The organism is Priestia sp. FSL W8-0524, assembly GCF_038005965.1.
Lineage (GTDB): Bacteria > Bacillota > Bacilli > Bacillales > Bacillaceae_H > Priestia > Priestia zanthoxyli.
In genome coordinates, this window is sequence record NZ_JBBOUG010000001.1 from 3815755 (window position 1) to 3836073 (window position 20319).

16 protein-coding genes and 1 pseudogene are annotated in these 20319 nt (G+C 39.9%); all 17 read right to left on the reverse strand.

What is annotated here, in order from left to right:
- Positions 1-95: 95 nt before the first annotated feature.
- The 17 genes and pseudogenes from pnp to NST66_RS20060 all read right to left on the reverse strand — a co-directional run bounded on the left by pnp (position 96) and on the right by NST66_RS20060 (position 20275).
- Positions 96-2222, reverse strand: a complete 2127-nt coding sequence (pnp, locus tag NST66_RS19980) for a polyribonucleotide nucleotidyltransferase (RefSeq protein WP_014458473.1) — start codon at positions 2220-2222, stop codon at positions 96-98.
- Between the two features lie 168 nt (positions 2223-2390).
- Positions 2391-2660: a 30S ribosomal protein S15 gene (gene rpsO / locus NST66_RS19985; protein WP_013058831.1), complete on the reverse strand. Its 270-nt coding sequence runs from the start codon at positions 2658-2660 to the stop codon at positions 2391-2393.
- Positions 2661-2809: 149 nt separating this feature from the next.
- The gene (gene ribF / locus NST66_RS19990; RefSeq protein ID WP_028411397.1) at positions 2810-3766 is read right to left on the reverse strand and encodes a bifunctional riboflavin kinase/FAD synthetase; all 957 of its coding nucleotides are present in this window, start codon (positions 3764-3766) and stop codon (positions 2810-2812) included.
- A 28-nt stretch (positions 3767-3794) separates the two neighbouring features.
- Positions 3795-4712: a tRNA pseudouridine(55) synthase TruB gene (gene truB, locus NST66_RS19995; RefSeq protein ID WP_028411398.1), complete on the reverse strand. Its 918-nt coding sequence runs from the start codon at positions 4710-4712 to the stop codon at positions 3795-3797.
- Positions 4713-4804: 92 nt separating this feature from the next.
- Positions 4805-5170: a 30S ribosome-binding factor RbfA gene (rbfA, locus tag NST66_RS20000; protein ID WP_013058834.1), complete on the reverse strand. Its 366-nt coding sequence runs from the start codon at positions 5168-5170 to the stop codon at positions 4805-4807.
- A gap of 14 nt (positions 5171-5184) precedes the next feature.
- Complete coding sequence (locus NST66_RS20005) at positions 5185-5463, reverse strand: DUF503 domain-containing protein (RefSeq protein ID WP_013058835.1); 279 nt, start codon at positions 5461-5463, stop codon at positions 5185-5187.
- Positions 5460-7328 (reverse strand): annotated as a pseudogene (infB, locus tag NST66_RS20010) (translation initiation factor IF-2); the annotation flags it as partial. The gene NST66_RS20005 and the pseudogene infB, both read right to left, overlap by 4 nt.
- A 22-nt stretch (positions 7329-7350) precedes the next feature.
- Positions 7351-7650 carry a YlxQ family RNA-binding protein gene (locus tag NST66_RS20015; RefSeq protein WP_028411400.1) on the reverse strand — a complete coding sequence of 100 codons (300 nt, stop codon included), beginning with the start codon at positions 7648-7650 and terminating at the stop codon, positions 7351-7353.
- Positions 7650-7931 (reverse strand): RNase P modulator RnpM, encoded by a 282-nt coding sequence (gene rnpM / locus NST66_RS20020; protein WP_013058838.1) that lies wholly within the window; start codon positions 7929-7931, stop codon positions 7650-7652. The genes NST66_RS20015 and rnpM overlap by 1 nt, the downstream gene beginning before the upstream one ends.
- Positions 7932-7944: 13 nt before the next feature.
- On the reverse strand, positions 7945-9057 hold the full coding sequence (gene nusA / locus NST66_RS20025) for a transcription termination factor NusA (protein ID WP_028411401.1): 1113 nt from the start codon (positions 9055-9057) through the stop codon (positions 7945-7947).
- A 37-nt stretch (positions 9058-9094) separates the two neighbouring features.
- Positions 9095-9565 carry a ribosome maturation factor RimP gene (rimP, locus tag NST66_RS20030; protein WP_028411402.1) on the reverse strand — a complete coding sequence of 157 codons (471 nt, stop codon included), beginning with the start codon at positions 9563-9565 and terminating at the stop codon, positions 9095-9097.
- A gap of 364 nt (positions 9566-9929) precedes the next feature.
- Positions 9930-14240, reverse strand: a complete 4311-nt coding sequence (locus NST66_RS20035; RefSeq protein ID WP_340843663.1) for a PolC-type DNA polymerase III — start codon at positions 14238-14240, stop codon at positions 9930-9932.
- Positions 14241-14358: 118 nt separating this feature from the next.
- On the reverse strand, positions 14359-16056 hold the full coding sequence (locus tag NST66_RS20040; protein WP_028411404.1) for a proline--tRNA ligase: 1698 nt from the start codon (positions 16054-16056) through the stop codon (positions 14359-14361).
- 104 nt (positions 16057-16160) lie between these two features.
- Positions 16161-17420, reverse strand: a complete 1260-nt coding sequence (gene rseP / locus NST66_RS20045) for an RIP metalloprotease RseP (RefSeq protein ID WP_028411405.1) — start codon at positions 17418-17420, stop codon at positions 16161-16163.
- A 78-nt stretch (positions 17421-17498) separates the two neighbouring features.
- The gene (dxr, locus tag NST66_RS20050) at positions 17499-18647 is read right to left on the reverse strand and encodes a 1-deoxy-D-xylulose-5-phosphate reductoisomerase (RefSeq protein WP_340843664.1); all 1149 of its coding nucleotides are present in this window, start codon (positions 18645-18647) and stop codon (positions 17499-17501) included.
- A 35-nt stretch (positions 18648-18682) separates the two neighbouring features.
- Positions 18683-19474: a phosphatidate cytidylyltransferase gene (locus NST66_RS20055; RefSeq protein WP_033579794.1), complete on the reverse strand. Its 792-nt coding sequence runs from the start codon at positions 19472-19474 to the stop codon at positions 18683-18685.
- Between the two features lie 18 nt (positions 19475-19492).
- Positions 19493-20275 (reverse strand): isoprenyl transferase, encoded by a 783-nt coding sequence (locus tag NST66_RS20060; protein WP_028411408.1) that lies wholly within the window; start codon positions 20273-20275, stop codon positions 19493-19495.
- Positions 20276-20319: the final 44 nt, after the last annotated feature.

Consider the following 20319-nt stretch of genomic DNA (forward strand, 5'->3'; position numbering starts at 1 on the left):
TAGAACAAACATCTACAAACGATAAAATCGCCCTACACATGGATTTTCTTCATGTATGGACGATTTCACAATATCTATATAGTAGTAAAAGAAGATTATTTTGTTTCTTTTGCTTTTTCTTCTTTTTCTTTTTGTTCTTTTAAAATTGCTTTACGAGATAAGTTAACGCGACCTTGTTTATCAATTTCCATGACTTTAACTAAAAGCTCGTCACCAATCGCTACAACGTCTTCTACTTTTCCAATACGCTCTTCTGCAAGCTCTGAAATATGAACAAGCCCATCTTTTCCGCTGAAGATTTCTACAAATGCACCGAATTTTTCAATTCGTTTTACTTTTCCTAAGTACATTTGGCCGACTTCAACTTCGCGTACAAGATCTTCAATAATTTTCTTCGCTTTTTCATTCATCGGCTGATCAATAGAAGAAATGAAGATTGTACCATCTTGTTCGATATCAATTTTAACGCCTGTTTCTTCGATGATTTTATTGATTTGCTTGCCGCTTGGTCCAATAACATCACGAATTTTATCAGGGTTAATCGCCATTGTAAGGATCTTAGGCGCATATTGAGAAAGCTCTTGACGAGGCGTAGCAATCGTTGACATCATATGATTTAAGATTTGCATACGGCCTTTTTTTGCTTGTTGAAGGGCTTCGTCTAAAATTTCACGAGATAACCCGTCAATTTTAATATCCATTTGAAGCGCAGTTACGCCATTTTCGGTACCTGCTACTTTAAAGTCCATGTCTCCTAGGTGATCTTCCATTCCTTGAATGTCCGTTAGAATCGAGTAGTGTTCACCTGATTTGATCAGACCCATTGCAATCCCTGCTACAGGTGCTTTAATTGGAACCCCAGCATCCATCATTGCAAGCGTGCTTGCACAAATACTTGCTTGTGAAGTAGAACCGTTTGACTCTAATACTTCAGATACAAGACGAATTGTATAAGGGAAATCTTTTTCATTTGGAATAACCGGTTCAAGTGCACGTTCACCTAGCGCACCATGTCCAATTTCACGACGACCCGGTCCGCGCATCGGTCTAGTTTCACCAACACTAAATGAAGGGAAGTTATAGTGATGCATGAAGCGTTTAGATTCTTCTACACTTAAACCATCTAAAATTTGCACATCGCCAAGTGCACCTAATGTACAGATGCTAAGCGCTTGAGTTTGTCCACGCGTAAATAATCCAGATCCGTGTGTACGTGGAAGCAAGTTTGTTTCAGAAGAAAGTGGACGAATTTCGTCAATACTACGGCCATCAGGACGTACTTTTTCTTCTGTGATCAAGCGACGCACTTCACTTTTAACAAGCTTCGACAAAATTTCATTCACTTGATTTAGTACTTCTTCTTCTACATCTTGCTCTTCAAATTTTGCAGCTACAGCGCTTTTCACTTCTTTAATCGCATTTTCGCGCGCATGCTTTTCTTGAACTTGAACAGCACGGTTCATGTCACCTTCTGCAATTTCACGAACTTGACGCTCAAGGTCAGCATCAACAGTATAAAGCTCAACTTCAACTTTTTCTTTGCCTACTGCTGCTACAATTTCTTCTTGGAACGCAATTAATTTTTTAATTTGCTCGTGTCCAAACATAATTGCTTCTAACATTACTTCTTCCGGTACTTCATCAGCGCCTGCTTCAACCATGTTGATCGCGTCTTTTGTACCAGCAACCGTCAGATGAATATCGCTTTTTTCAAGCTCATCTACCGTTGGGTTTACAACAAATTCATTGTCTACACGGCCTACGATTACGCCTGCAATAGGACCTTCAAATGGAATATCAGATACTGATAATGCTAATGAAGAACCAAACATTGCTGCGATTTCTGAAGAACAGTTTTGGTCTACGCTCATTACAACGCTGACAACTTGAACTTCGTTTCGGAAACCATCTGCGAATAAAGGACGAATCGGACGGTCGATTAAACGGCTAGCCAAGATTGCTTTTTCACTTGGTCTGCCTTCACGTTTAATGAATCCACCTGGGATTTTACCGACTGCATATAAACGCTCTTCATAGTTTACTGTTAACGGGAAGAAATCTACATTTTTAGGCTCTTTTGAAGCCGTTGCTGTACTTAATACAACTGTGTCTCCATAGCGGATTAATGCTGCGCCATTTGCTTGTTTTGCCAACTGGCCAACTTCAACTTCTAGCTTTCGTCCAGCTAGATCTACAGAGAACACTCGTTTTTCTTGTTCCATATCGACGAGTACCCCTCTCTACATATAAAATATGTATGTAATCAAATGTGATAGTTTTATTATAAACGAAATATCCAAAAACAATAGCTTTTTTCACATTATGTAGCATCTTTAATGTTTCTTAAATGTACATACTAAAAAAGCGGGAATGCTCCCGCTTTCTTCTTATTATCGACGTAAACCAAGTTTGTTGATTAACTCACGATAACGAGTAACGTCTTTGTTACGTAGGTAGTTAAGTAAGTTACGACGTCGACCTACCATTTTTAAAAGACCACGACGTGAATGGTGATCCTTTTTATGAGTACGTAAGTGACCGTTTAGATTGTTAATTTGCTCTGTTAGGACAGCGATTTGAACTTCTGGAGAACCAGTGTCGTTCGCATGAGTTTTGTACTCACTAATGATTTCATTTTTACGCTCTTGTGTGATAGCCATCCTATTCACCTCCTTATTATTAAACCCCAGTTACCGAGCAAAACGTTGGTGAATCGTAATGCCAAGCAATGGTTGTTTTACATACAAGTGCTATGTTACTACTTATTAGAACAAAAAGCAAGTCGTAGGAGCTATTTATATATATTTTTTTATTTCTTGTTTTTTTGAATTCCTTCAAAATAAGCAAGGGCTTCTTCCTTGTCCTTTGAGATCTGACCGACAAGCTCTTCGATGCCGCTGAACTTTTTTTCTGAGCGAATCATTCGGTGCCATTTCACCGTTACGTGCTGATCGTAGATTTGCTCGTCAAATGATAATAAGTGGACTTCGATTGTTGGCTTTTCTAAATTATCGTGAAAAGTCGGCTTGTAGCCCACGTTGCACACTCCTGCATACCACTTACCGTGAAGCTGAAGCTCAACAGCATACACGCCGATGCGTGGAAGTAAATACTCATCGTCTAAAGCGATGTTAGCAGTAGGAAAACCTATTTGCCTGCCTCGCTTTTCTCCATGAGTCACTGTACCTGACACTTCATAATAGCGGCCAAGCAGCTCTTTTACTCGATGCATATCTCCATTTGCTAAACTTTCGCGAATAAGCGTTGAACTAATTTTTTCTTCGCCATTTGTCAACTTATCAATTGTTGTTTGCGTGAATTTTGATCGAGAATGAAATGGTAGTATCTCCATTGTTCCTTTACCTAACTTTCCATACGTATAGTCAAATCCAGCTACCACATGCTGTACATTCAGTCCAATAATATACTGATCAACAAACTCTTGAGGCAATAGTGCTGCAAACTGTTTATCAAAATGAACGATATATAAAAAGTCAATTCCCATTTCCTCAATGAGTTTCTTTTTTTCTTGAAGCGGTGTGATCATATCAATGTGCTGCACATTGCGCCCGAGCACCACAGAAGGGTGAGGAGTAAACGTCATCACAGCACTAGCTATGCCTTTTTCATCGGCTAACTGTTTTGCTGAATTTATCACTTGCTGATGCCCTAAATGCACACCATCAAAATAACCAAGCGCTAACACTGATTGTTGAACAGCTTCTCGTTGAAAGTGGTGTGGATGTCGAATTTCAATCGTTTCCAAAACACAGTTCACCTTTTCCCTAACCGGTCTAGTCGATTGCCAACACTTTAACCGGCTTCATTAAATGTTTTTTTGTTGGGTGCTGAGCATAAATTGCTAAGCACTTGCCTGCAGAATTTATCATTAAAAAGAAGGGTTCTTTTTTTAACTCTTCATCTTCCGTACACGGCAATACCGCCCCATTTTTCACTTTCTCTGCTAATGTATCACTAATTTGAAGTTTCGGCAAATGATTAAGAGCTTCTTCGATCGAATGTAGTTTCTCATTGATCGTTTCTTCTTCTACCGCCCGTTCAATATCTTCAAATGTCACACAATCTTTGAGTGAAAACTGCCCGGAACCTGTTCGCTGCAAATACGACATATGAGATGGATAGCCAAGAGCTTCTCCAATCATCACAGCAAGCGTTCGCACATATGTACCTTTGCTGCACGTTACGCGGAATTTGAAGGAAATTTGTTCTCCCTCAAATGTAGCGCGATCATCCAGCAGTTCAAAGTTATAGATATGAATGGTTCTAACTGGGCGCTCTACTTCGATTCCTTGCCTTGCATATTCATATAGTTTTTTACCTTTGACCTTTACCGCTGAATACATTGGAGGGACTTGCTGAAGTTCTCCTGTCATCGAAGACAGCACTTCTTCGATTTGAGCACGTGAAAAAGAATCCGCTACTTTCTTTTCTTCTACAACCTCTCCGGAAGAATCTTCTGTTGTTGTAGAAAACCCGAGTGTAACTTCCCCTTCATAGGTTTTAGTAGCTCCTGTTAGATATTCTACAATCTTGGTAGCTCTACCGATACAAATAGGCAATACCCCTGTAACGTCTGGGTCTAATGTGCCTGTATGCCCTACTTTTTTAGTGCGAAGCAGCTTTCGGACTTTAAACACACAGTCGTGCGAAGTCAGGCCAGCTGGTTTATGTAAAACTAAAACACCGTCCACTCATTCTTCATCTCCTTTTCATTTAAAAAAGGGTGTCTCAGAAGCAAAAACCACTTTTGAGACACCCTTTTTTGTTTCTACATTCACTGATCTTATTCGTTCTCTTGATGGTCATCGCTTTCTTTTTTTATTTCATGAAGCAATGATTCAATTCGATTACCATAATCAATTGATTCATCAAATTCAAACGTAATTTCAGGTGTTTTACGTAAGCGAATGCGCTGACCGATTTCTGAGCGGATAAATCCCTTTGCTTTCGCAAGGCCTTTTAACGTATTCTCACGCTGTTCAGCATCTCCTAAAACAGAGATATAAACTTTCGCTTGCTGTAAATCGCCTGATACTTGAACATCTGTTACAGTCACAAAACCGATGCGCGGATCCTTGATTTTACGATTTAAAATCTCGCCCATCTCTTTTTTCATTTGTTCTCCGACTCTAGTTGCTCTTATGTTCATCTGTGTCACCCCTTTTATAACCAATCAAAAGTTGTAATGGTACGTTCAATCTCTGGAAAAGAATCAATCAAGCTTAGCGCTTTTTGCAGTTCTTGTTCCGTTGTGACACGGCTAGATGAGACTGCGACAATGCTAATTTTTGTTCGTTGCCACACATCTTGAAAATCAGTTTCTGAAACCGATACGTTAAACCGCTGCTTCAAGCGCATCAAGATGCGCTGAAGCACGGCACGTTTTTCTTTAAGAGAAGCAGCATCGTAAATTAAGCATTCACACTCCACTAGTCCAATCATTTAGGATCAATTTGCTCCATTACATATGCTTCAATAATATCTCCTTCTTTAATATCATTGAAGTTTTTAATTGTAATACCACACTCATATCCTTGAGCGACTTCTTTTGCATCGTCTTTAAAGCGTTTTAGCACATCTACTTCACCTTCAAAGATAACAATTCCGTCACGGATTAAACGAATTCCACTGTTACGCGTAATTTTACCGTCTGTTACGTAACTTCCTGCGATTGTACCAACTTTTGATACTTTGAATGTTTGACGTACTTCCACTTGACCGATGATTTTTTCAGCAAACTCAGGGTCAAGCATTCCTTTCATCGCAGATTCAATTTCTTCAATTACTTTATAAATAATGCGGTGAAGACGAATATCTACGTTTTCTACGTCAGCTGTACGTTTTGCTCCAGCATCTGGACGCACGTTAAAGCCGATAACGATTGCGTTAGAAGCAGTTGCAAGAATGATATCAGATTCTGTAATTGCGCCTACACCCGTATGGATAATACGAACATTTACACCCTCTACATCAATCTTTTGAAGAGCAGCAGCCAATGCTTCTACAGAACCTTGTACGTCTGCTTTTACGATAAGGTTTAAGTCTTTCATTTCACCTTGTTTAATTTTTTCAAATAAATCATCTAAGCTTACACGAGATTTTTCACCGCGCTGTTGTTCAAGCTGCTTTTGAGCACGAGCTTCTCCGATTTGACGAGCTGTTTTCTCATCTTCAAATACTAAGAAACGATCTCCAGCTAATGGAACTTCGTTTAAGCCAGTAATCTCAACCGGAGTAGATGGTCCTACTTCCTTCACACGGCGGCCGATATCATTTACCATTGCGCGAACGCGGCCAAACGTATTTCCGACTACGATTGGATCACCTACGCGTAGTGTACCAGTTTGAACAAGAAGCGTTGCTACAGACCCACGGCCTTTATCTAGCTGTGCTTCTACAACTGTACCTGCTGCACGACGGTTAGGATTTGCTTTTAACTCTTCTACTTCACTTACAAGTAAAATCATTTCAAGTAATTGATCGATCCCTTCACCTGAAATGGCTGAAAGCTTACAGAAGATTGTTTCTCCGCCCCACTCTTCAGCTACAAGGCCGTGCTCCATTAGTTCTTGCATAACGCGATCTGGATTTGCTGCTTCTTTATCCATTTTGTTAACCGCAACAATAATTGGCACTTCTGCCGCTTTTGCATGGTTAATCGCTTCAATTGTTTGAGGCATTACACCATCGTCTGCTGCAACAACAAGGATTGTAATATCCGTTACTTGCGCACCGCGAGCACGCATTGTTGTAAATGCAGCATGCCCTGGTGTATCAAGGAATGTAATTTTCTTTTCATCAACCACAACTTGATAAGCACCGATATGCTGCGTGATACCGCCTGCTTCTGCAGCCGTTACTTTTGTGTTACGGATAGAGTCAAGAAGCGTCGTTTTACCGTGGTCAACGTGACCCATGATTGTAACAACTGGAGGACGCACTTGAAGGTCTTTTTCGTCGTCAATAATTTCTAATGATTCAAAAGCAGTGTCATCTACTACTACTTCTTCTTCAACTTCTACACCGTATTCTCCGGCAATTAGTTCGATAGAATCTTTATCTAACTCTTGGTTAATTGTTGCCATTACACCAAGCATAAATAATTTTTTAATAATTTCAGAAGGCTCTTTGCCTAATTCTTTTGCTAACTCAGAAACCGTTAAGCTTCCGACAAACGTTACTTTTTCCGGTAACTCTTTTGCAGCTGCTGGAGCTGGTCTACCTTTTGGTGCCTGTGACTTTTGTGCCTGTGGCTTTTTGTTACCTTTATTGTTTCCTTTGTTAGCTGTTGATTTTGTATTTTTATTCAATACTTTCACCCCCATAAAATTAACCGAGCATCGTTGCTAGCTTTTTAGCAAATCCCTCGTCCATAACGGCTACCACAACTCGAGCATCTTTACCAATCGCTTGACCTAGCGTGTAGCGATCGGGAACCATTCTAACCGAAACGTTGTAGTAAGAACATTTATCCGTTACTTTTTTCTTTGTGTTTTCAGACGCATCGCTTGCTAAAAGTACTAACTTTGCTTTTTGTTTCCGAACTTCTCTAACCACAAGTTCTTCTCCAGAAATCAATTTGCGTGCACGGTTTGCAAGCCCTAAAAAAGAGATCCACTGTTCATTCATTAGCGTGACTGTTTCTCCTTTTCTACAAGCGCTAGCAACTCTTCATAAACCGCTTCATCTATTGACGCGCCTAAATGTGTCGAAAGCACATTTTTCTTTTTTGCCAATAAAATTGCTTCTTTATCCTTGCTTACATAAGCTCCGCGCCCGGACTTTTTACCCGTTACATCAACTGAAACGTCGCCTTCTTTTGAACGTACAACGCGTACTAGCTCTTTTTTAGGCTTCATTTCTCCAGTGGCCACACATTTTCGCATCGGGACTTTTTTACGATTGTTCACCTTGGCTCACCTCTTATTCCATATCTTCATCTGAATCAAATGCATGTTGACTTACTAGCATATCATCGCTACTTTTTACAACCATACCTTCTTGCTCAGCTTCTGATTGACTTTTAATATCAATTTTCCAGCCTGTCAGCTTAGCGGCTAGACGTGCATTTTGTCCACGCTTACCAATTGCAAGTGACAGCTGATAGTCAGGAACGATAACAGTTGTTGCTTTTTCATTTTCATCTACAATCACATCTACTACCTTAGATGGACTTAGGGCATTGGCAACAAATTCAACTGGGTCATTTGACCAGCGAACGATGTCAATTTTTTCACCTTTTAGTTCATTCACAACAGCCTGTACGCGCTGACCTTTTGGCCCAACACAAGAGCCGACCGGATCTACTTCAGCATACTCAGAATGAACAGAGATTTTTGAACGGTCTCCAGCTTCGCGAGCTACTGATTTTAATTCAACTGTACCGTCATAGATTTCCGGAACTTCTTTTTCGAAAAGACGTTTTAAAAGACCTGGATGCGTACGTGAAACATAGATTTGTGGTCCTTTTGTTGTTTTTTCTACTTTCGTAATATACACTTTAATACGATCATGAGGTTTATACTGCTCATTTGGCATTTGCTCGCTTTGAGGAAGCAATGCTTCAATTTTGCCAAGGCTCACGTAAATGAAGCGAGAATCTTGACGCTGAACAATACCTGTCATAATATCTTCTTCACGATCGCTGAACTCTGAGTAGATAACGCCGCGCTCCGCCTCACGAACACGCTGTGTAACAACTTGTTTTGCTGTTTGAGCCGCGATGCGTCCAAAGTCTTTTGGCGTTACTTCGATTTCAACCACATCGTCTAGCTGGAAGTTAGGGTTGATTGTTTGTGCTTCTTCAACCGAAATTTCTAGACGTGGATCATATACTTCATCAACCACATCTTTGCGAGCAAACACGCGCATTGAACCTCTTTCTAAATTTAAATCAACGCGTACGTTTTGCGCTTGGTTAAAGTTGCGTTTGTAAGCAGAAATTAGCGCTGCTTCAATTGCTTCAATAATTACATCTTTGCTAATGCCTTTCTCTTTTTCAAGAATGACTAAGGCATCAAATAACTCACTGCTCATCGTTGGATAATCCCCCTTTAATATTGGCCCCTACACATTAAAATACAATCGCTAATCGAGCAAAAGCGACTTTGTCATATGGTAAAATCACCGTTTTTGTGCGTGTTTTGATACGAATAGATAATGTGACAGTTTCTCCGTCAAATGATTGTAATTCGCCTTCAAATTCTTTTGCACCTTCAATTGGTTCATATGTTTTTATGTATACATGCTTACCAATTGCACGTTCAAAATCTTTATCTTTTTTTAATGGGCGTTCCGCACCAGGCGATGATACTTCTAAAAAATAGTTATGAGGGATTGGATCTACTGCATCCATTTTCTCACTCAATTTTTCACTTACTGCTCCGCAGTCTTCGATATCCACGCCGGTATCAGAGTCGATAAACACACGTAAAAACCAATCTTTTCCTTCTTTTACGTATTCAATTTCAACAAGCTCTAAATTCATTTCCTCTAAGATAGGGGAAACCATTTCTTCCACTGTTTGTTTTACATTTTTACTCATTCTAATCCTCCCTTCGAGACATTGCATGGTATGTTTAGGTTACGCGTTTTTTATGTCTCTTATATCAAAAAAGAGTGGTTTATTTGCTATTTTTATTTTGCACTCTATAAGAGGTCTAACCTACTAGAGTGGAAATGTTGTCATTTGTGTTGCAGGATTTTAAACGTCACATAATAAATCAATCATGGTGATTGAAAATCTACAGAAAAAACGAATCATGCTAGAAGCCGATTCGTTCTCCATACTACTTACTATGACAGTAAGTTCATATCAATAAGAAAGAGCGGGTTTCCCCACTCTTTCTCGTCCGTATCCTTAGCATTTCCACAATTACTATATCATAACCGCTTATTTTATGCAAATGTTAGAAAAGAGAAAGCTGGTTCTGATCAGGTAATGATTCAAGGCATCCATGGTTGTCTAGATACTCTAAAATCGTCTTCGATACTTTGCCTCGCTGCTGCAAGTCTTCTTTCGATAAAAACTCTCCCGTTTCACGAGCTTTTACAATGTTCAGCGCTGCATTTGTACCAAGACCAGGAATGGCATTAAACGGTGGAATTAAAGATGTGCCGTCAATTAAAAATTCGTCTGCGCTCGATTCATATAAATCTACTTTTTTAAATGAATAGCCTCGTTCGCACATTTCCAAAGAAAGCTCAAGCACCGTTAATAAGTTTTTCTCTTTAGGAGATGCATCTAAACCTTTGGCATTGATTTCTTCCATCTTCGCTCGAATGGCAGTTGATCCTTTAATCATTGTATCAATATCAAAGTCATCTGCACGAACCGTAAAGTATGCTGCGTAATAAAGAAGCGCGTGGTGCACTTTGAAATAAGCAATACGCACGGCCATCAATACATAAGCAGCCGCATGGGCTTTAGGGAACATATACTTAATCTTTTTACAAGAATCAATATACCAGTCCGGAACACCATTTTTGATCATTTCTTCTTCAAATTCAGGTGTTAGCCCTTTCCCTTTACGCACAGACTCCATAATTTTAAAAGCAAGTGAAGGTTCAAGACCTTGATAAATTAGATAAACCATGATGTCATCACGACAGCCGATTACTTCACTTAAGTTGCAAATATCATTGCGAATTAGCTCCTGCGCATTACCAAGCCATACGTCCGTCCCGTGCGACAGTCCCGAGATTTGAACAAGTTCTGAAAACGTCGTTGGCTTCGTATCTTCTAACATTTGACGCACAAAGCGCGTTCCAAATTCAGGTATGCCAAGCGTTCCTGTTTTACACATAATTTGTTCTTCTGTTACGCCAAGTGATTCCGTTCCACTAAAAATTTTCATCACTTCAGGATCATCCGTCGGAATTGTTTTTGGATCAATTCCACTTAAATCTTGAAGCATGCGAATCACGGTCGGATCATCGTGTCCGAGTATATCAAGTTTTAATAAATTATCATGAATCGAATGGAAGTCAAAATGAGTTGTTCTCCATTCGGAATTACGGTCGTCAGCTGGAAACTGGATGGGTGAAAAATCGAAAATATCCATATAGTCCGGTACAACAATAATTCCTCCTGGATGCTGACCAGTTGTACGTTTTACGCCCGTACATCCTGCTACTAAACGATCCACTTCTGCGTTTCGTAAATGTAAATCACGGTCACCAGCATAGCCTTTTACATAGCCATAAGCTGTTTTTTCGGCAACTGTACCGATTGTTCCCGCACGGTATACATTATCTTCTCCAAACAGTACTTTTGTATAGTTATGAGCTCGCGGCTGATACTCTCCGGAGAAGTTCAAATCGATATCGGGAACCTTGTCTCCCTTGAATCCTAAGAACGTTTCAAACGGAATATCGTGTCCATCTTTAATAAACGGTACGCCACAATCGTCGCAGCTTTTGTCCGGCAGATCGAATCCAGAACCTACGGAACCGTCATTAAAAAACTCGGATTTCTTACATTTTGGACACACATAATGCGGCGGCAGTGGGTTTACTTCTGTAATTTCCGTCATCGTCGCAACAAATGAAGACCCTACGGAACCACGTGAACCAACTAAGTAACCATCATTTAATGATTTTTTAACGAGTTTATGCGAGATCAAGTAAATAACGGCAAACCCGTGGCCGATAATACTTTTCAACTCTTTCTCTAGACGAGCTTCTACTACTTCAGGCAGCTCTTCACCGTAGATGCTGCGTGCCATCGCATAACTCATTTCACGCATTTCTTCGTCCGCACCTTCAATTTTCGGCGTATATAAATCATCTTTAATTGGTTTAATATCATCGATCATATCGGCTATTTTTTGCGTATTATGAACAACAATTTCTTTCGCTTTGTCCCCATCTAAAAATGAAAAACAATTCAGCATCTCATCCGTTGATCTAAAGTGAACATCCGGCAGCTGATGACGGTTTAAAGGATTAGCCCCGCCTTGTGAACCAATTAAAATTTTTCGGTAAATTTTGTCTTCCGGATTGAGATAGTGAACATTTCCTGTTGCTACAACCGGCTTTCCAATCTTTTCACCAAGCTTCACAATATTGCTAATAATATCTTTTAAGGCTTTCTCATCTCGCACTAAATCTAGTTCAATTAAGTGCTTGTAGTTTTCAGGAGGCTGTACTTCGATGTAATCATAAAATTCAGCTACTCCTTCTACTTCATCAATTCCTTTTTGCATCATGCCTTCGAATACTTCGCCTCGGTCACATGCGGTTCCAATCAAGATGCCTTCTCGATATTTGTCGAGCTGAGATCTTGGAATTCGCGGAACTCGATAAAAGTAATTTAAATGAGAAATCGAAACAAGTTTAAATAGATTTTTTAATCCTACGTCGGTTTGTGCTAAAAGAGTCGCATGATAAGGACGGGCCCGCTGATAGGCATTCCCTTCTCCCATATAATCATTTAAGCGATCATGCATTGTAATTTCCCGTTCAAATGCATCTTTCAGCATTTTATTTAACAAATAGCCAGTTGTTTCCGCATCATAAATCGCGCGGTGATGCTGCACAAGTTCAATATCAAACTTTTTAGCAAGAGTATTCAAACGATGGTTTTTCATATGCGGGTACAAAAATCTTCCGAGTTCAAGCGTATCAATAACGCCGTTAGCTGCTTTTTCTACACCGATTTTTTGCAGTCCCATATTTAAAAATCCCATATCAAAGCTTGCATTATGAGCGACTAAAATACTGTCACCCATCCACTCGTGAAAATCACGAAGTACTTCTGAGATTTCAGGCGCATTTTGGACCATATCATCTGTAATACCCGTCAGCTCAATTGTTGTTGCAGACAGAGGATGATGAGGATTTGCAAACCGTTCAAATCGATCGATGATTTCTCCTTCTTTCATCTTCACGGCAGCAAGTTCAATAATGGTATCGTATACGGCTGACAAACCGGTTGTTTCGACGTCAAATACTACGTAAGTTGCTTCTGTTAAATCCACATGCTTCGGATTATAGGCAATCGGCACGCCGTCGTCTACTAAATTAACTTCCACTCCGTACAGTATTTTAATGCCGTTCTTTTTCCCGGCTCCATATGCTTCAGGAAACGACTGTGCAACCGCATGATCAGTTATCGCTACAGCCGGATGTCCCCATTTTTTAGCTTGTCCGACTAAAGCTCCAACAGATGAAACGGCATCCATTTGACTCATTGGCGTATGCAAGTGAAGCTCCACACGCTTTTCATCTTCAGGCGCTGTATCTTGTCTAGCAGGACCGGTAATCTCGTTGACATCATTTCCAATCATAACTAAATCACGGACAAATGTATCATTTTGTACACTTCCGCGAACCTTTACCCACATTCCTTTTTTAATCGCTTGAAGTAAAGGAATATCTTCTTTGTCACGTGAAAACATTTTAACCATAATAGAGTTTGTATAATCTGTCACTTTAAAAATAAGAAGCGTACGTCCGCTTCGTAATTCTCTAGTTTCTGCATCAAATACGTATCCTTCAACGGCAATTCGCTTTTCTTCATCCACAATGGAGTCTAGGCGAACCGTCTCGTCTTTAATCGTATATCCAATTGTAAGCGGACCTTTTGGTAGGTCTGGTCCATCACTTTTTTCATTTTCTTTATTTTGCATTTCTGTGATGGCTTGTAATACTTTTTCTGTATCTTCTTGTTTTCGTTGCTCTACAAATTGCTGAAATGCTTCTTCTGAATGTACAACTTCCGTCATTAGCTGAAGGTTCGGAAAGCCATAGGACGCATACTGATCAGCAATTAACTGACTGTACTTTTTACGTAAAGCCGTTCCTTCTGCATCATGTCGTGCGTTCACAATCAATTTGGCACCGTTCAATCTCGGCATTTGATCTTGTAAAAGCGACTGTAAAAGCGGGGATATTCCCTGCATTTCTCCAATACAATGCTTCCAATATGACTGTACATGCTCTTCCGTACATTCTTTATTAACGGTTTGAACAGAAAAAGAAACACTCGCAATATGAGAAAAAGCTGAAGACATGCGAGCATGGAATAACTCATAGATCTCAAAAGGTAATAACCCTTCTAAAGAAAAATGAAAATGCCATTTTTTTTGTTCTTTCTGAATGATGAGCTTTTCAATCGCTGCGTTTTCAAAATAAGGAACAATTTGATCACTCGTCAGCTCTAACTGCTGCAGCAGCAACTTAAAACGCTCTTTTTTTCCTAGCGTTTGTGCTTCCAAGTTTTCTGCCTCCTTTTATAAATGAGTGCAATCTATTTTAACATAAATGACTTCTATTCTGTCATATGTTCTGTTTATAAACATAAAAACAGCAGGGATACAAATCCCCGCTGCTTCATTACTTCGCTAGCAGTTCTTTCACTGTTGAAACAAGATTGTCAACTGACACTTCTAGTGACTCCCCAGTTTTCCGTACTTTTACTTCTACAATTCCTTCAGATGCACGTTTACCAACTGTTACTCGAACAGGAAGACCAATTAAATCTGAATCTGCAAATTTTACTCCTGCACGCTCTTGGCGGTCATCTAACAGCACTTCAAAGCGATTATCTAATAACTCATTATATAATTTCTCACCTAGTTCACGCTGTTCATCATTTTTCACGTTAACTGGAATAACGTGCACTTGATAAGGCGTAACAGCCTCTGGCCATAGAAGACCGTTTTCATCATTGAATTGTTCTGCAATCGCAGCTACTGTACGAGAAACACCGATACCATAGCAACCCATAATCATTGGCTGGCTGCGTCCGTTCTCATCTAGATACGTTGCTCCCATCGCTTCACTGTAGCGAGTTCCTAGCTTAAAGACATGTCCGACTTCAATACCTTTAGCGAACTTAATAACACCTTGTCCATCCGGTGACTGATCTCCTTCTTGGATGAAGCGGAAATCTTCGTAAGTTGCATTAAAGTTACGTTCATTCACATTTGTATAGTGATAACCTTCTTCATTTGCTCCGCATACACCGTTAACGATTGCTTTTACCGCATGATCAGCTACCACTTCTACTGAATCACTTACACCAATCGGTCCTACCGAACCAACTGCGCATTTTAATGCTTCTTTTGTTTCTTCTGGAGTTGCCAGTTCAACGACGGAAGCTTCAAAATAGTTTTTCACTTTAATATCGTTTACTTCGTGATCCCCGCGAACAAGTACAAGCACAAAACGATCATCTACTTTAAATAAAAGGGACTTGATACAAGAAGTCGCTTCAACATTTAAGAAAGCAGCTACGTCTTCAATGCTATGCTGATTTGGTGTTTCCACTTTTGTTAATTCTTTTTCAGCTTCATCTGATTTTTCATACGTATTTACAACCGGTGCCATTTCAACATTTGCTGCATAAGAAGATGTATCTGAATAAGCAATTGTATCTTCCCCGATTTCAGAAAGAACCATAAATTCATGCGTATCTTTTCCGCCCATTGCACCTGAATCAGCGATAACCGCACGGAAATTTAATCCGCAGCGCTCAAAGATGCGGCTGTAGGCAGCAAACATTTTATCATACACTTCATCTAAACTTTCTTGAGAAGCATGAAACGAATATGCATCTTTCATAATAAATTCACGACCGCGTAATAAGCCAAAGCGTGGACGTTTTTCATCGCGGAACTTCGTTTGAATTTGATATAAATTTAGCGGTAAACGTTTGTATGACTTCACTTCGTCACGAAGCAAGCTTGTGATAACTTCTTCGTGTGTTGCTCCCAAAGCAAATTCACGGCCGTGACGATCTTTCATACGCATTAACTCAGGCCCATATGAATACCAGCGGCCAGACTCTTGCCACAATTCAGCTTGTTGTAAAGCAGGCATCAATAATTCGACAGAACCTGCACGGTCCATCTCTTCACGAACAATTTGTTCAACTTTTTGCAATACACGCTTACCAAGCGGTAAAAAGCTGTACACGCCGCTTGCATTTTGGCGCATATAACCTGCGCGCAGTAGAAGCTGATGGCTTTTTATATCCGCATCAGCTGGCACTTCTCTTAATGTAGGAATCAATGTAGAACTTTGTCTCATAACCTCGCACCTCTTTGCTTACTTCTCTATCTTATTTTTTAAGGCGGACCATGCCGCAATTTTCATATAATCAGCGAGGGAATATCCCTCGCTGAGCGTATGTCTTATAAAAAGAACTTTTGAATATCGTTCCACGTTACAACGAGCATCAGCAGCATTAATAAAGCAAAACCGATAAAATGAACAATCCCTTCTTTTTGACGATCAATTGGCTTACCGCGAATTCCTTCTACAGCGAAGAATAATAGTCGTCCTCCATCTAAAGCAGGAAGTGGAAGCAAATTGACAATCCCTAAGTTAATACTTAAAACGGCTGCCCATTTCATTAGGTAATAAATGCCTGACTGTGCTACTTGATCGGTTGCTGCGTAAATACCTACAGGACCAGAAAGCATATCCAGTTTGAACTGTCCTGTCACAAGCTTCCCAAGGCCCGTTAAAATTTCTTTCATCCACGTATATGTTTCAGTAGCTCCGTGCGTGATCGAACCAATGAATGACTTTTCAACCGGTGCATATACGCCAATTAATCCAATTGTCTGTTCCCCAACCTTGCGGCTTTCAGGTGTAATTGGAATATCTAGGGTTTTGCCGCCGCGCTGAACCGTGAATGTAATTTGCTGTTCAGGATGTTTTTGAATGACTTTTACGACATCATCCCACGTTGAAACACTTTGTCCATCAATTGCTTGAACTTTATCTCCTTGTTTAAGTCCCGCATCAACGGCTACTCCATCTGATGTTAATTTGCCCATCACAGGTTTGTCAACAACATATCCTTGAGAAATCCCAAGAACGATAAAAATAACAAAGGCTAATATAAAGTTCATTAGCGGACCAGCGAAAATGGCTAGCGCACGCTGACCAAGAGTTTTGGAAGCAAACTGACGGCTGTAAGGTGCAATTTGAATGTCTTCTCCGTCCATAACAAAGTAAGATTCTTCTGCTACCTCGAATTTTTGCAGATGTTCATCTTCACCTTCTTCATAACCTGAAATAAATAGATTATGCTCTAAGTCTGCTTGCTCTACCTCAATAACTTTTGCATTTGGATGCTGTTCCTTGTTATTAATAATGACTTTATTTACTTTGCCTTCCTTATCAAACATGAGGCCCACCATTTGACCAGGCTTAACTTCAATCATTTCCGGGTCTTCTCCAGCCATTCGAACAAATCCACCTAGAGGCAGTAAGCGAATGGTATAAACTGTTTCATCTCGTTTAAATGAAAAGATTTTGGGACCAAACCCAATGGCAAACTCACGGCATAAGATGCCTGCACGCTTTGCAAAAACTAAATGACCAAGCTCATGAAAGAATACAAGAGCTCCAAAAATGACGACAAACGCAATGACTGTGTTCAATGGGTATTACCCCCTTCATGTAATAGAGTCAAACCTCCACCCACCAAAAATAAGGGAGTGGCTTCTCTCGCACGCACATTATCGAGAGATGGCGGATCTAACAAACTCTCTTGCTTCTGAATCTACTTCTTTAATAGTAGATAAACAAGGTTTCTGTATTACAGTATGTTCATTCATTGCTTTTTCAATCACATCTTCAATTTGTAAAAATGTAATGTGACCATCTAGAAAGGCTTGAACAGCTTCTTCATTAGCTGCATTTAAAACAGTCGGAAGTGTTCCACCCGCTTTGCCAGCCTCAAATGCAAAAGCTAAACAGCGAAAACGCTCTTCATCCATTTTAGCGAAGTGAAGCTGACCAATATCCGCCAAACTTAAACGCTTGGTGTCAGGCAAAGACATGCGTCTTGGATACGTTAACGCGTATTGAATTGGCACGCGCATATCGGGCGTTCCAAGCTGAGCAATAACGCTTGTATCAGAATACTCTACCATAGAATGAATGATGCTTTCCTTATGTAACAATACATCAATTTTCTCATAGGGAAGATCAAAAAGCCAATGTGCTTCAATCACTTCTAGTCCCTTATTCATCATCGTTGCCGAATCAATTGTAATTTTAGCTCCCATTGACCAGTTTGGATGATTTAACGCATCTTCAACCGTTACTCCCTGTAGTTCTGCTCTCGTCTTATCTCGAAAGCTCCCTCCAGAAGCCGTTAAAATTAAACGGTCTATTGCTTTTTGATCTTGCCCTTGCAAACTTTGAAAAATAGCTGAATGCTCACTGTCTACCGGTAAAATATCAGCGCCATATTCCTTGGCTGCTTCCATGACAAGGTGACCAGCGGTAACAAGTGTCTCCTTATTTGCAATAGCAATTGTTTTTCTCATTTTGATTGCTTCTAGCGTAGGAGTCAACCCTACACTTCCAAGAACAGCGTTTACCAACACTTCTGTAGAAGGATGAGTTGCTACTTCCACAAGTCCTTCTTCTCCATAAACAAATCGAATAGAAGGGAATTCTGCTTGCAGTGACAGACAATCTTCTTTCTTCATTACAGAAACAAGGGCTGGCTTACACTGCTGAATAATCTTTCTTGCTTCGTTAATATTTCGACCTACAGAGATTGCTGAGAGCTCAAAATGCTCAGGATGCGCTCGAACAATATCAACGGTTTGAGTACCGATTGAACCTGTAGCTCCTAACAAGGAAATTTTCTTCAAGTATATTCACTCCTATTAAAACAAAGACATCTTTTTTATAGAGATAATAAAAAAGCTAAAATTGGCATGATGAACATTAAACTGTCAAAACGGTCTAAAATCCCACCATGACCCGGTAAAATTTTCCCTGAATCTTTTACGCCATAGTGACGTTTGAACGCTGATTGTACAAGATCACCCATCTGTCCAAATAACGATACGATAATACCAATTACAAGTAGCTCGATCATAGTTTGATCAATATTTGCTAACAGCTTAAATACAATGGCTACTATAATAGCGCATACGACGCCACCAACAAAACCTTCAATTGTTTTATTGGGACTGATTTCCGGCCATAGCTTTCGTTTCCCCATTGCTCGTCCAATAAAATAAGCTCCGGAATCCGTCGCCCAAATAATAAGGAAAGCAAAGAACAAATAAGCTAACCCGAACTCTTGACGAACCTCGATAAAATAATGAAAGCCAAAGCCAACATATACTGTTGTTAATAAAATAAACCCAACGTCATCGAAGGTAAATTTATTTTTAACTACAACCGTGTACATTAATAAAAGAAGGACAGCAGCAAGCGCTACTTCTATCTTATGTTCACTTAAGAATTGAAATGCAACATCTCTTCCGTTTGGTAGTAAAAACACCCAAGTTAGTAATAAACTAATGATACTTGGAAAAGACATTGCTTTCAAATGTTTCATTTTTAAAAGCTCAATTACACCAACTGTTCCGATCACATACATGATAAGGGTAAAAGGTAACCCTCCAATTAAAACAATCGGCACAAATACCGCAAGTGCTACAATCGCGGTGATAATGCGCTGTTTCATCTTGTTTTCCACACCTTCTTATACACCACCAAAGCGGCGACCGCGCTTTTGAAACGCCTCGACTGCTTCGATTAAATGATTTTCTTTAAAATCTGGCCATAATACTTTTGTAAACCAAAACTCTGTGTACGCTAGCTGCCAAAGCATAAAGTTACTTAAGCGAAGCTCGCCACTTGTGCGAATAAGCAAATCCGGATCTGGAAGGCTTTTGCTCATTAAATAGGAAGAAAATAAATTTTCTGAAATAGAAGAGGAAGCCACTTTTCCCTGTTCTACATCTTCTGCCAATGACCGAATAGCGCCCACAATTTCGTGACGGCTACCGTAATTAAGCGCGAAGTTTAAAATCATCCCCGTGTTATGCTTTGTTTTTTCAATTGCCTTATCCACGGCTCGAATCGTATGGGCAGGGAGCTCACTTTTATCTCCCATAATACGAACTTGCACATTTTTTTCAATTAGCTCAGGCAAAAAGGTTGTTAAAAATTCCTCTGGCAGTTTCATTAAAAACTCAACTTCAGTTTTGGGGCGCTTCCAATTTTCAGTGGAAAATGCATATAAAGTTAATACTTTAACACCTAATTCATTGGCCAGTCTGGTCACATGACGTACTACTTTCATTCCTTCATGATGGCCCATCATGCGAGGAAGAGCTCGTTTTTGCGCCCAACGACCGTTCCCATCCATAATAATTGCAATATGTTCAGGAACAGGGTGCTGTTTCACTTGATCTTTTCGTTCTGACAAAGACAGTGTATTTAAATCTTGACTTTTCTTCCATGCTTGAAATTTTCTTAACATGCAAAGGTCCCCCGTTGTACGCTCTCACATAAACGTGTAGCTTA